This window comes from Spartinivicinus poritis (assembly GCF_028858535.1).
GTDB lineage: Bacteria > Pseudomonadota > Gammaproteobacteria > Pseudomonadales > Zooshikellaceae > Spartinivicinus > Spartinivicinus poritis.
The window spans coordinates 32269-46587 of the sequence record NZ_JAPMOU010000029.1 but is presented as its reverse complement, the minus strand read 5'-3'; the positions used below and the strand labels follow the sequence as shown (position 1 = coordinate 46587).

General features: G+C 39.0%; 8 protein-coding genes. 1 reads left to right on the top strand and 7 read right to left on the bottom strand.

Going from position 1 to position 14319, the window contains the following annotated elements; all coding sequences use genetic code 11:
* Positions 1-11 precede the first annotated feature (11 nt).
* A complete protein-coding gene (locus ORQ98_RS19410) occupies positions 12-2564 on the bottom strand; it encodes an EAL domain-containing protein (RefSeq protein ID WP_274690475.1) in 2553 nt (850 codons plus the stop codon).
* A gap of 833 nt (positions 2565-3397) precedes the next feature.
* Between ORQ98_RS19410 and ORQ98_RS19405 the strand changes: the two genes are divergently transcribed.
* On the top strand, positions 3398-4624 hold the full coding sequence (locus ORQ98_RS19405) for an extracellular solute-binding protein (RefSeq protein WP_274690474.1): 1227 nt from the start codon (positions 3398-3400) through the stop codon (positions 4622-4624).
* Between the two features lie 355 nt (positions 4625-4979).
* On the opposite strand, the gene ORQ98_RS19400 is transcribed toward ORQ98_RS19405, so the two are convergent.
* The 6 genes from ORQ98_RS19400 to ORQ98_RS19375 all read right to left on the bottom strand — a co-directional run bounded on the left by ORQ98_RS19400 (position 4980) and on the right by ORQ98_RS19375 (position 14229).
* Entirely contained in the window at positions 4980-5504 is a 525-nt protein-coding gene (locus ORQ98_RS19400) for a hypothetical protein (RefSeq protein WP_274690473.1), read from the bottom strand.
* A gap of 6 nt (positions 5505-5510) precedes the next feature.
* The gene (locus ORQ98_RS19395) at positions 5511-5735 is read right to left on the bottom strand and encodes a bacteriocin immunity protein (protein ID WP_274690472.1); all 225 of its coding nucleotides are present in this window, start codon (positions 5733-5735) and stop codon (positions 5511-5513) included.
* 103 nt (positions 5736-5838) lie between these two features.
* Positions 5839-6162, bottom strand: a complete 324-nt coding sequence (locus ORQ98_RS19390; protein WP_274690471.1) for a hypothetical protein — start codon at positions 6160-6162, stop codon at positions 5839-5841.
* Entirely contained in the window at positions 6159-11582 is a 5424-nt protein-coding gene (locus ORQ98_RS19385) for a polymorphic toxin-type HINT domain-containing protein (RefSeq protein WP_274690470.1), read from the bottom strand. Before ORQ98_RS19385 ends, ORQ98_RS19390 begins: the two co-directional genes overlap by 4 nt.
* A gap of 95 nt (positions 11583-11677) precedes the next feature.
* Complete coding sequence (locus tag ORQ98_RS19380; RefSeq protein WP_274690469.1) at positions 11678-13579, bottom strand: fibronectin type III domain-containing protein; 1902 nt, start codon at positions 13577-13579, stop codon at positions 11678-11680.
* 479 nt (positions 13580-14058) lie between these two features.
* The gene (locus tag ORQ98_RS19375) at positions 14059-14229 is read right to left on the bottom strand and encodes a hypothetical protein (RefSeq protein WP_274690468.1); all 171 of its coding nucleotides are present in this window, start codon (positions 14227-14229) and stop codon (positions 14059-14061) included.
* Positions 14230-14319 lie beyond the last annotated feature (90 nt).

The window sequence follows — 14319 nt, the reverse complement described above, 5'->3', positions numbered from 1 at the left end:
ACAACAGCATTTTACTTAAAATTTTTAATTAAATAGGCCTCCATTTGCTCACAGGATAATGGTTTGCTGTATAAAAAGCCTTGTGCCACCTCCCCCCTCATAGAGTTTAACGCCTCAGCTTGCTCTGATGTTTCCACACCTTCTGCAACCACTTCCATATCTAAGGTATGTGCCATTTCAATAATTAGCTCAACAATATTTTTACTCCGCTTGGAATTCAGCATGTCATTAATAAAACAACGGTCAATCTTTAATTTATTAATAGGAAACTCTTTTAAATAGGAAAGCGAAGAATAACCTGTACCAAAATCGTCAACCGCCAATGTCACGCCAATTCTACGTAAATTATGCATTTGAGCTATAGCCTTTTCTGTTTCATCAATGACCATCGACTCGGTAATTTCAAGCTCCAAATAGTCTGCCGGTAATCCTGTTTCAGCCAGCACTTCTTCTACTTCAGCAACCAGTCGTTCATCTTGAAACTGGCTAGGTGAGAGATTGACAGCAACCCTGCCTTTCGCAACTCCCCTATCTACCCACTTTTTATAGTTCAAACACGCTTTATACAACAAATTCTTACCAAGGACTCTTACCAACCCAGCCTCTTCAGCAACACCAATAAACACTTGCGGTGAAATCATTTTTCCATTTAGCGCCCATCGAGCTAAAGCCTCTACGCCAGTATATTCCCCAGTATTAAGCGCCACCTTTGGTTGGTAGTGCAAATCTATTTCATCTTTTTCAACTGCTTTTCGTAAGGCTGTTTCCAGCTCCAAACGCTCTAAAGCATTAGAGTTCATCGACTCAGTAAAAAAGTTATAGGTGCTTTTCCCTTTTCTCTTTGAAGCATACATTGCTCTATCGGCCAGCCTTATGAGGTCCGGCCCTGTATCGCCATCATCAGGATATATTGCAATGCCAATACTAGGTGTCACTATTAATTCATGTCCGTCTGTAATAAATGTTTTACTAACAGAGTCAATGATTCGCTGAGCCACTTTTGCAGCTACATGCGCGCCATCAAGGTTATTCACTATCATTACAAACTCATCACCACCTAAACGAGCAACAAAATCATCATTTCGCTTGACTAAATCTAACTTAATACCAACAGATACCAGTAATTCATCACCTACTTCATGCCCAAAAGAATCGTTAACTCGTTTAAAATTATCTAAGTCTATAAAAAGCAGAGCAAATCTTGTTGTAGGTGCTCGTTTTTTAATAGTGACTTGCTTAAGCCTTTCATTAAAAAGTGTTCGATTAGGTAATCCCGTTAGCTGATCATAATTGGCCAATCTTATTAGTTCATCTTCAGTACGCTTTCGATAGGTAATATCACTGAACACGCCTACAAACTGAATAGCATCATCCTCAGCGTTATATACTTTATCGATACGTAACTCTGATGGATAAAGACCATCTTTACCTTCATCCCATACTTCACCACACCAACTGTTACGACAACTTAAATGCTCTTGAATTTCCTCAATTAGACCTGATCCTTGCTTCTCAGTTGATGGAAACGTTATACGCTTCCCCATTACTTCGTCCAGCTGCCTACCAGTAATATAGGTGTAGGCTTTATTAATACTTTCAATTTCAAAATTACCATTTGCAATCCATACACCATCAGAGGTGTTTTTTAAGGCTCTTGCTAAAGTACGGCTATGTTTTTCAGCTTGCTTTCGCTTATTTATATCCCTAATTATGCCAACCAACCGTTTAGGCTTTTCATCATCATCCTTCAAAACTACACGTCCTTGGTCGCGTATCCATATCCACCCGTTATTCACACTTCGAACTCGGTACTCCAGCTCAAAATCCGTCGTTTCTCCAGATAACACTGACTGCAACGTTTGTTTAAATTGTTCAAAATCATTAGGGTACACATAGTCTGAATAGGTCGAGAAAATTTCATTTTGAGTATGTCTAGGTAAAATAATGTATTCAAATTCATTAATTCTTTTAATTTGACCTGTCGATACATCCCAATCCCATAAAGCATTATTACTGGCCCATAAAGCCAGCTTCAGCCGCTCCCTTTCTTGTTCAATGGTCTCCAAGTACTGTTTTATAAGACACTCATTATTTAATTGACCTTTCTGGATTTTTTCACTGCTTTTAGCAAACAGTTCAACCTGCTTTGTAACTAATGATTCAATAAACTTTCGTTGTCGAATAGCGTCAAGGTGGGTTTGAACCTTTATTTTCACTGCAACCACATTAATAGGTTTTGTTATATAATCTAGAGCGCCGAGTGCTAGCCCTCTATTTTCATCTTCTGCAGATAATTTTGCAGTAACAAATATAACAGCTATGTCAGCCGTTTGTTGATTTTGCTTTAGCCTTTCTAGCACCTTGAAACCATCAATATCCGGCATCATAACATCAAGCAAAATAATGTCTGGTTTTGGTTCAAACGACGCCACCTGCAAAGCTTGTGCACCATTCTCAGCAGTGAATACCCGATAATTTTCTTCAAAAAGAATGCTCAACAATTCGATATTTGCTACATTATCATCAACAATCAGTATTGTCTGCAGGCTTAAGTCTTTATCCATAAAAACGCTCTGACATCCATCGACATTTTCTAACAATAATCCCTGGTAATATCTAGTTAACTAACCCTTAATAAAGAGTGCCTGTAATACAGCCTACACAGTCCATACTTAAGGGCAAGGGCACCTCTAATAACGTCCAATTACTTTGGCCCTTAAACAAACTGTATGTGTAAATACGCCTTTGTTCAAAAGTTTTACTCAGGTTATGGTAAGAAGCTTATTACTCCATATCAAAGCGGGTGTTGCAGAAAGACTTTTAGACTGATAAACGTCCTGAAGTGGCTATTGGAAACAGTCGAGAGCTATAGCACAATCCAGCCTCCCCCTTTGAAAAGGGGGATTTTTACAAGCAAATAAAGCGAAAACTACGATTATTTTAAATTACTCTAGCCCCCCTGGTGGGTGTCGCAAAAGGGGTCTGGAGAGTAACAGGGTATTCTTCCACCACTCTACAAGAGCCATCTGTGGTCTTTAGAGCTTCAGCTGTTCCCGACAGCTGTTCCAGAACACCCTATCACTCCATATTTTTCAGCTTTTGCGACGTCCCCTTGATTAAAGGAAAGAAAGGATTTGGTTTGAAGTACTTCCATAGAATTTTCTAATACCGGGCATAGAAAAAGCCAAGTATCAGAACGCAATATTTTTGTATAACCTTTCAATTGCAAGTCATCGTACTTGCTTCAAACCTGATTATTAAGCCCATTCAATGGGCTTCTTTTTTTAAGCTCCGCTAATGACACCACCAAAAGTCAGTAGACTTTTACTACTTATTTCCGCCAAAATATGGCTGTAGTAGTAACTCATTAATAACTAAATACTCAAGGAAGAAAAGCATGCTTATAAAACTGGTATGTTACTTATCCATAGTAATATCGCCGTTTATTTCACTTTCATTAGCCTATGCATCTGATAGTACAACTACAAAGTTACGAGTTGCACTATACCCCTATGTACCCAATCGACTGGCCTTATTTCAAAAAATAGAGGCAATATTTGAGTCTCGTAACCCCAATATCAACCTAGAGCTGGTAGATAACAGTACATGGCTTTGGGATTATTACTCAGGTGGTTTACAAGCGACTAAAGCCGATGTATACGAAGTTGATACAATCTTGCTCTCTGATCTTATAGAGGCTGGGAAAATAGCTGAAGTTAAGCTTCCTTCTGCACCCTTTACTAAAGAAGCAATTGAAGCAGTTACACGTAATGGTAAAGTTTATGGTGTACCTCACTGGTTGTGCGGAAATTTTTTGTTTTATAAAAAGGACGATAAAGAAGTAAAAAATGCATCAACATGGTCTGAATTAAACAATGTTTTAAACAGTAGAAATGAATCTATTTTAGTCGACTTTAAGGGGCAGTCTACTCTTGGTGAGTGGTACCTAACAGCTTTATCAGCAACATATGGACTAGGCAAATCGCAACAAATAATTATGGACGCTAACAAGTTAGACCAACAAGGTGTAGATAAACTAAAGCAAATTCTTAAGTCTTGCCCTCCTGGCTATTGTAGAAATGACGACCTTCATGATCGAGCAGGCTATTATTCAAGAGCATTTATGTCTGGCAAGGCAAGTGCTTATGTAGGATATTCTGAGTCTATTCATTATGGCATTCAATATTATATGAATAATTGTACAAGCACATCTGGATGTTTGTCAGTAGATAACATCGCCGTTCGTTCACTACCAAGCTTTTCTGGTTCAACCGCTATTGAAGGTGTTGGCTGGGTAGATGCCTTAACTATTGATGCCAGCATACCACCACATAAAAAGGCAATAGCTAAAAAGTTTATAGCTTTTATGATATCTGATACTGCGTATAAAACCGTACTAGAGCCAGAATGGGGGGAAGCTCCGAAATATCTAATCCCAGCAAAGAAAGGAGTTCAACTGGATAAGACTCCTCTTTATAGCGCCTTTTACTCTGCTCACTCAAGCAGAAAAACAGGCACCTTACCTGGATTAAATAATAAACTTCGACAATTAGGTAAAAAACTAGACTGTGCTCTTCCAATAGATAGAACCGATACAGAAACTCTAGAAAAGTGCTCCTATTAATGGGTAACTAGGGGAAGGAGAGAAAGTCAAGACCTCCCTGAAAGTCTTGGTTTTTAGTGGAAAATTGATCGTCCCCCCCCTCAGCGATCGTACGTTATCCCTAAATAAATTTTTTATGTTTAAAATCAGATAAGCAGTACCTGGTACTGCCTATCACGAAGGAAAATAATATTGTTATAATTATACTGATTTAAATACTTTGGTTATGGTGCAAGGTTTTGCACATATATATTAACTGAGCTGCTGTTTATGAATTCATATTTAATACCTTTAGCCCACATATTAAAATATGCATGAAAAGGGTCTTGCAAACCAATAACCTCCTGATACAAAGGCCAAAGTACATAATCCTTGACTAATAGGTCATAGTCATCGAGTAAATTCCTTCTTCAAGCAGCAGTGCTTCACTATCAATAGGGTCATACTCACATAGCAAATCAGTCACTATGTCTTGAATACCAGCCTCTAAAGAACTCTCATACACATCATAGTTTATACTTTGATCGTCAAGCTGAAGTACATTTAGATGAGTGATATTGGATATTTCTTCGCTAACGTCCATCTCATCCATTTCATCTACAATCAGCTTCATTGACTGAAGATGCTCCCTAAAAATTGAACATGCTTTAGTTTCTGATACCGTTGGTGGTTTTTTGACCAAAAAATACCAGTCATTTTTGCAATAACTACTTTCTATTGCTTTATATATAGCCAAAAGTCTTTCCAGAACTTCCTTACCCTTGACTGCTCCCTTAAAAAGCTCATTTAGACCAGAACCATTTGGCCTAAATGATTGAAAGTAGCCAATAAATGACTCTGTTGAATTATATTGGTCAACAGAGCCAGCACATCGAGTAAAAAACTCTTCTGCTGAAAGCACTATAATTTAGTCTCTACCCAGAATAATTGGTTTATATGCCAATGCTTCTTCTACTACTTCTTCTGCTGTAGCATCAGCTTTCTTAGGGTAAAAAATTAAACCTGTAACCTCTGGATGCGGCACACTATTCTCAAGCTCTCTAACCCAGTCATCTACTTCTTTTTCAGTACCTGCACACCTCATTATTTTGCCCACCAGATCTATTAACTCACTCTTAGACTTTTGGATCATTACTGTATTTAGCACTCACAAATAATATGTGCTCTCTAGGCAAGTGTACGTTATATATAAAACTAAAAAAGGTTACGTACACCTACCAATGAATAGCATAAACTCAGTTAGAATGAGCAACTGCTATATTAATTGCTTCCTTTATAGTTAATACTAGTTTTTTAAAATCTCTAGCCTCTCTTATTAATAGAGGCATTTCCCAATTATAATCTTTAATTACTCTAACTTGAAAACCCCCTTCAATATCAAAAGATGGATACCACCCTACATCAATTAGCACTTCATTTGGATACTCCACTTGAAGCATATCTTCTTTAAGCTCATTTTTATAAATGGCAATATTATCTACAATTTCAAGACTAGATATCTCATCGAAGACTAACTTACCATTGCCAAAGTCAATTTTATCTAATATTTGTTCTTTCATTTTAATAGCTTCTGATACTCTTTCTTTGAAATTGGGTGGCCATGTATCGTTTCTCCACTATACTCAATACGTATCCATCTACTTTCCTTACCCTCACTAGCACCAATTGGTTGGTCATATTCTTTAACTTTCCAGGGCTTTCCATTAGTTACATCTGTTCCTGTTTTCCATGCATCTTTTTCTAGTGACTCAATATCTGTACCTTGTTTATATTTTGCTGGACCAGATTTTGTGTCCTTGACAATGTCACTCCATTTCCGATTTTTCGGTGCAGAATGTTTATAGCCATGAGGAGTCCATTTAGGATTCTTTTTTGGATCTTTATTTTCACCTGTATCATCTTTTTTATCTTCAGAACCACTTCCATTTTTACACTTCTTAGGGCCCTTACCATTATGAACCCAAACACCATCTTGACCAACAAAATAAGTATGATAATCCGATACCTCAAAATTATAGGTCATGTACTGCTTAGTATCAGGCAATATAGATGTGACAGTGACTGTATCGCCACCTTTAGTCAGTATTTTATCACCTAGTTGTAACTGGCCTGCTTCAGTCCATGCATTATTACTAGTCCAAAATGGGTGCTCTGAAGTAGTACCTAACGTCTCTTCTTTACCTCCTTCATTTAAGACGGTTAGATAAGTAACATCATGCTTTGGATTTCGGTAAATCGCTTCTACCGGCTTCCAGCCTGTAGCTCTTGTTTTCTCGTCCTTAGAGGCAACTAAATCACCCACTTTAATATCTTCGATGGGTTTTAAACCATCCGTAGTATGTACTAAGGTGCCAGCAATAAAACACTTTTTCTTCTCAGGATCCTTTGATTTAACAGGTGGTTTATTTGATTTACCTTGCTTCTTTAAATGCTTTAAATACTTTAATTTTCCTATAGGTGTTATTCCTATAAGAATATCATCCCAGTCTTTTGACCAGTTAATATCAAAGTCGTATGTCCAACATCCATCCTCTGTTTGATAGGGGCCTGTGACGAAATAGTCAGGCGTCTCTCCAAGACCAACTAAAGTTGGAAGAAGCATCCATGTCATCCAGTCGTACATATCACGCTCAGCAGCTATTTGTGTCTGAAATTTTTCTCCAGGTGCAAGGCCTAACGGATCAATTAAATTTACTGGATCACTTTCAACAAACTGATATAGGTTAATACCACCTGCTTCGCCTAAAGGGTCACGGGTTGTCCAGATACTTAAATGAGGCGCATAGTAACGATAGCCATAATAAATTAAGCCTGTTCCTTCATCATAACGCTTAGTGGAAAATCCAAACGGCTGCTCTAATGTGCCTTTTTTAGAGATTAGTTGACCAAATGGCTCATATTCATAAGCTGCAACCACTTGATCATTATCATCGACAACACCAACAACATTGCCTTGGCCATCATAAAGATAATAATAATGCTGTCCATTTTGGGTAAGACTTAATAAACCACCAATACCACCACCATCATCAAGTCCCCAAACATATTCACGGGTGATTTCATTACTCGCATTACGTTCTTGTAACGCTAATTTATCATGACGAATAATTCGCGTAGTTTTGACTAGATTAGAGTTTTCATAATGTAGGATTTCAGCTAAATAATTACTGTAGTCATATTTATATTCACGTTTATGATTTTTTCCTTGATTATCAGTATAACTAATTTCTGTTAAGCGATTTTCTGCATCATAGCTAGCAGTAAATGCATGACCATCAACCGTTAAACCACTGATTAAATTTCCTGCTTTATCGTAAACAGGTGAATTATTTTTGTAACCCGCCTGATTAATCAGTTGGTTTAAATTGTTAAACTGATTTTGAGTGAGTTTATCTTCCTGAATACTCGATTCCGTGAGGGGTTCATACTCGACCTGATCAATTAAATCTTGATCATTATAAGTAAACTTATGCTCAGTAATTGTTGGATTGGTTGGTGCATGATGACTGATTCTTGATAAGCGACTTAGCGAATTATATTTATATTGCGTTTGTAGCCGACTATTAAATAATAAACTTGTAGGTGTTGGGTTTGCGCCATTATAAAAGTAAGTAAACTCCCTATTTCCAGCCTTAATTACCTCTAACCGCCCCATCCCATCATAATACTGCTTAATGGTCTGGCCCTTACTGGGGATTATTTGATGTAAACCACCTACCGTATCATAACGGTATTCAATGGTGTCATCTTCCCAAGGTCCATCGAATGAGGCGACTTTGCCATCTGCTGTATAGGTAAACTGATGTGTACCAACGCCATCGGTAATACTTGCTACTTGCCCTTGGTCATTGTAGGTGTAGCTAACTTCTGGTGTGCTATCTGAATAAGTGATTTTACTCAGGCGCTTTTTATCATCGTAATGATAAGTGGTTACAACACCTCTCGCATCAGTTCTAGTTTTGATTTGCCCTTGTTCATAGCTGTAATTGACACGACTGTCGTCGGCAAATATTTTAGCGGTTAGCTGATCAGCATTATTGAATTCAAACCGGGTTTTATTATGGTTAGCATCAATTAACGTGATTAGGTTACCGTTGGCATCGTATTCAAACCGGGTAAAGCTGCCTTCAGGTGAAATGATCTTGGTTAATTGTTTAGCGGGATCATATTCATACTGGTATTTCCGCCCACCTCGATCAGTTTCACTGGTGACCATTCTTGGGCACTGGCCATAAGTGGTGGTGGTTTGCTTGCCATCAGGATAAGTAACGGTTGTAGTAGAATTTAAACCGTTGTAAGCATAGGTTTTGGTTAAACCAGTTTCATCGGTTTCTGTCTTAATACGCCCAATAGCGTCGTAAGTGTATTGTTTAACGACTTGGCCGTTGAAGGTAACGGTGGTGCGTTGATGTTTTTCGTTATAGGTGTATTCCCATTTTTGTTTACCCGCCACTTCCATGTAGGTAACTTGGCCATAGTTGTTATAGGTAAACTGTGTTTCACGACCTAAAACGTCTTTAATTAAGGTTGGATTGCGGTGTTGGTTATATTGAAACTCAACGGTACCTTGTGGGGTTTCTACCTTGGTAACATCCTTGCCATTAGCCGCATATTCATATTTGACTGTTTGCCCTAATGCATTGGTTTGTTGAGTAACATTACCTTGGCTGTTTTTTTGGAAGGTTTTAGCCTGACCGTTTTCAGTCCGAGCCTTTCTTAACCCCGTCTGCTCATCATATTGGTAATCAATGACCCGCCCATCAGGGTAAGTAATTTTTTTGATTCGGCCTTGGTTATTTGAGCGTTTATAATACTCATACTCTGTTTTGGCTGCGGTTTTATAGTTATTAACGTTGGCATCTTGGTATTCCACATAGTTATTAGGGGCTACATGCCAGCCTTTACCGTGGTAACCATCGTAATAATATTCTTCTTTGTTGCCATTCGGGTCGGTGATGGTGATGCGATAATTATCCCACATTGCGGTGCCAGGTGGGTTATATGCATTCGATCCATTGTTAATGCCATCCGCTGCTTCAACGTAAAACGTCCACTTTCCTAATGGGTTTTCTACTGATGAAACGTATTTATCCTTAGGTTTATCTTCGGCTTGGAACTCGTCGTAACCTACCTTCGTCCAATAGCCTCCCATATCGGTGAGTTTGACCAGATTTTTGCTACTGTCGTATTCAAACGCTGCTTTACGTCCAAATGGGTCAGTGATTTGCGTGACTAACCCAAGCTCATTGTAAGTGAGGTTGGTTACTTGTCCTAAGGCATCAGTAATGGTGGTTAATTTAACATCATCGTTATAGTTAAACGTTAATTGCTGGCCGTACTTATCTTTAACCCCCACCATAAAGGTTTGCATGGAATCAGTGCTAACAGGCAAGTTATATTCATAGGTCAACCCGCCAGGTAGTTCTAACTCAAAATGGTGATCACTGATTTTACGCAGGGTATTAAAGACATTGTAAGGTGGGGCATAACTGCCATCTGCTTGAGGCACATAAGTGTGCTGGGCACCATCCGGCATCACAACCGTCGGTGATTTACCTGGATCAATCATGATGTATGAGCCGTAATTAAAGGTCCATTTATTACCAAACAGCTCATTTTTCGACACGCTGGTTTGCGAGTTATAGCTCAACTGTATTCTAACTTGCGGGCCAATTGCAGGCTTATACCAGAGTGGAACATCCTTCATGAACAGGTTCATTGAAACCATATCCACTTTCCAGATTGGAGCACCTTCTGGGCATTCTTTTGGTTCTTCTGGCTCTTCGTCCTCTGGTTCACCTGGGCCATCTTCTGGACGAGGGACACCACAACAGCCACCAAAAGTACTGGCCATTAATTCTTCTGATAAGGCTTCACCAGGCAGGTTATTGCCACCAAACACTAGTGTATTACCCGCCCATTCTGAATCAAATTCCGTTAAGGACTGGAAAAAACGCCGGTTCATTTGTGGGTCGTATAGCGTCACTTCGGTGTCAGTGACAGTTTCTAAAATCCAATAGTGACCCGCACTGTTACCAGAGCGATCAATTTGCACCACCGCCGGTAATGGAATACGACTTAAGTCGTCAATCGATAAGGCTCTTGCAGAGACGTCATAGCCATGCTTTTTAGCAAGATCCGTTAATTCAGCAACACTATGGCCTTTTAAGTCAGCCGGTTTAATGGCTAATACCTCTTTAGCTGCGGTGTTTTTACCATCTTTTTCTAAGAGATGGGCTAATGCACGAGTACCGCAATCTAATAAGGCTAAACGCTCCGATTGCTGACGTGATAAACGCTGAATCCAGTTAGCGGCGTACGTTCTAATCCGCCAGTCCACACTGGTTTGTTTTAATTCGCCAAATAATTTAATGGCATCTTCGATATTATTTTCGAGTACTTTTAATACCGCTAAACGACTTAACGCTTTATCACCTAACCAACGTGCCCCAACATAGTCTTGACTACGGTATTGACTAATTAATTGGGTAAAATGACTTGCGGCTTCTTTATAACGACCGTTATACCGAGCCTCGCAGCCCATATGTAAAACAGCTTCACCTGCCCAAGGGCTATTAGGATAACGTTCCTGGTATTGATCAAATAATTGATAAGCTTCTTTATAATCGTGTCGGTTCCACGCTTGAATTGCCGCGCCAAAATCTGAAAACATTGCCCGTACTTCATCATCAGGGTCTAATGACCGCTTGCGACGACGAGAGCGTGAAGGCTGGTCTTTATTTTCAGGATTAAAATTTAAAGGACTGGTAGGCACCAATTGACCACCTAACTGCCCGGCTTGCATTAATTCTTCACGAGTCGGTGTGCGTGATAAATCCAGTGGTTTAACTGTCAGCTCTACGGCTAAATCATCACTATTATTTGCAAAAAGTGATGTCGATAATAACGATAATAAAGCAAAGGCACCTGCCTTAAACGACAGGCGTTTCCTTATTTTAGTTGAAGGTGTTTTTTCCATTACATCCTCGGAAAACGATAAAAATAAATATAAATAAAACAGTCCAGGCAATACTCAATGAGTAAAGCCTGAAAAGAAAGGGTCATTAATTAGTGCTAGTTAGGTTCTTTAGGGTTAGTGCCAGCTTGAAACTCATCAAAATCTGACACACCATCTTCGTCAGAGTCTTGATTGAGATCATGGCCTAAAGTATCAAAGTAGTGGTATTCCCAACCATCAACCACACCATCTTGGTCGTGATCTACTTGCCCAGGAATAAATAAATTGTCTATCCAAACCGTATCTTCACCTGAAACACCATTGTAGTCTTTACTATAGGTCCAGGTTAACTCATGCTTTCCTGATGAAACTAAAAATTCCACATGACGATACTCAGTCTGTCCACTCCATTTACCAACTTCTTGACCATCGATATAAAAGCGTAAGCGATCCGAACCTTCGGAACTGGTGGCTACTTCAAAAGACACTAATCCACCCACTGAGTGTATAGTGGTAGACACGGTCATTTGTTGGTTGGGACCAATCCCTGTCGCAGACCAAGCGGTACTGTCTTCTTTGCCTTTCCCTTCTGCACGTTGCCAACGGCCAGAGCCACTATAACGCCAGAAATAGCCACCCAAAGTGTCCTCTTCAAAATCAATTAATACTTTTGATTTTATACTGCTTTTGTCTTGGGGGTCTGTGCCAGCAACATACTCTTCTTCATTTAATGCGCCGTCATGATCCGCATCCGCTTTATGGTCTTGGACTAAGGGATTTAAACGATTTGCTATCTCCCACCCGTCGGGCATCCCATCCTGATCTGTATCATTGCTCTTTGGGCTCGTTAAGTATTGGGCTTCTTCAACATCTGTTAATAAATCACCATCACTATCTAACGCAGGGTCATAGGTTTTAAAGTCCGTTTCAATATTATCAAAATAGGTATATTCCCAACCATCAACCACGCCATCCTGGTCGTGGTCTACTTGCCCAGGAATAAATAAATTGTCTATCCAAACCGTATCTTCACCTGAAACACCATTGTAGTCTTTACTATAGGTCCAGGTTAACTCATGCTTTCCTGATGAAACTAAAAATTCCACATGACGATACTCAGTCTGTCCACTCCATTTACCAACTTCTTGACCATCGATATAAAAGCGTAAGCGATCCGAACCTTCGGAACTGGTGGCTACTTCAAAAGACACTAATCCACCCACTGAGTGTATAGTGGTAGACACGGTCATTTGTTGGTTGGGACCAATCCCTGTCGCAGACCAAGCGGTACTGTCTTCTTTGCCTTTCCCTTCTGCACGTTGCCAACGGCCAGAGCCACTATAACGCCAGAAGTAACCGCCTAAAGTTCCATTTTCAAAGTCTGTGGCTTGAAAAATATAATTACTACTTTCAGATATTGCTTGTTTTTTATCTTTTGCAACAATTTTCCACTGATAGGCTTTATCAGCTGATAACCTACTAGTTAAAACATAACTGTTGTCTTTAATGTTTTCAGCAACTTTTGAAAGTGGTTTTCCAACTTCACTGAAATAAACATCATATCCAGCTATATAATCATCAGGGTCTGGATCGGTTGATGCTTGCCAAGCCAAAGTATAGGCTTCTAAGCTAGTCGTTTGATCATTTTTATGAAGTGCTGGTATAGGAATAGAAGGTGGATTATTTATTGTTGTTAGTTTAATAACGTCTGTTTCAGCTACTACTGTATTATGTTGATCCCTTGCTATAACTTTCCAATAATAATCAGTACCTGAATTCAAATACTCAAGCCTTAATTCCGTCGCAGTTAACCCCTTGCGATAAATTTTAGGTGGATTTTCTTGGCTTAAGTATAAATCATATACAACAGGTGTATTAACTTCGCCAATATTCCAGCTTAAAATGGGGCTATCTGGATTAACTGGTTTATTGAGTGCTTCAGGATACGTTATCGCTAAATCAGGCTTTTGATAACTTGTCTGATCAGGCAGTACATATTTTATTAACTGATTACCCATTGTGTCGTATACATAATCATGCGACGAGGTGTTATCTAGTGTTGAGTTAGTCAGCCGCCCATTATCATCGTAGCTATAAGCCTGTTGTATAAGGCGCCACCATTCCTATGGTTGACGTTAAAACGAACAAAGAGAGCTGTTTTTTCATCTACTTCCCGTTAATAACTGCTTCTTTTACTGCGTTACTCTTTTAGATTTGCCTATATCAGTAACAAAATTTCATACAAAATCAGGCTAAATAAACGGCAGTTGTATAAAATGTAGTGATTATAATGGTATTGATATCACAATGGGAAGGTGAAATTCTTCACTAATTATGGTGATTATTTATTGCTCAGCGATATTGGTGCTAAAATGCTCGCTAAAGGGATAGGCCTCAAATGAAGCTAACAATAAAGTACAGCAAATGCCTTACACTGCTTATAGTTAATATCGCCTATTCAACTGCTAAATCTCTCTATTACGCTGCTTACCTCAAATCAGTAGCCGTTTATCGTTGAGTAGTTTTTAATCCAGTCTTTTAAGTGATAACAATCTTGAAAAAAATGATACAGATCACCTCTATAATCTGCTACAGATTTATTTTTATTATTTTTCACCCTATCAAGTGACCGCTTAACTCTTTCAAGCTGCTCTCGAGGATCATTCATCTTTTTTCTCTATTTTATTAATCTTTACCTATAGATTAGCTTACCCCTTTTATTATTCACCAACACTTGTGTAAACTCCTGTCAATAACA

Excerpts from the sequence above, each read along its gene's own strand:
- ORQ98_RS19385 (WP_274690470.1), bottom strand. The coding sequence starts at position 11,582 with ATGGAAAAAACACCTTCAACTAAAATAAGGAAACGCCTGTCGTTTAAG.
- ORQ98_RS19390 (WP_274690471.1), bottom strand. The coding sequence starts at position 6,162 with ATGAAAGAACAAATATTAGATAAAATTGACTTTGGCAATGGTAAGTTA.
- ORQ98_RS19375 (WP_274690468.1), bottom strand. The coding sequence starts at position 14,229 with ATGAATGATCCTCGAGAGCAGCTTGAAAGAGTTAAGCGGTCACTTGAT.
- ORQ98_RS19405 (WP_274690474.1), top strand. The coding sequence starts at position 3,398 with ATGCTTATAAAACTGGTATGTTACTTATCCATAGTAATATCGCCGTTT.
- ORQ98_RS19410 (WP_274690475.1), bottom strand. The coding sequence starts at position 2,564 with ATGGATAAAGACTTAAGCCTGCAGACAATACTGATTGTTGATGATAAT.
- ORQ98_RS19380 (WP_274690469.1), bottom strand. The coding sequence starts at position 13,579 with ATGGGTAATCAGTTAATAAAATATGTACTGCCTGATCAGACAAGTTAT.
- ORQ98_RS19395 (WP_274690472.1), bottom strand. The coding sequence starts at position 5,735 with ATGATCCAAAAGTCTAAGAGTGAGTTAATAGATCTGGTGGGCAAAATA.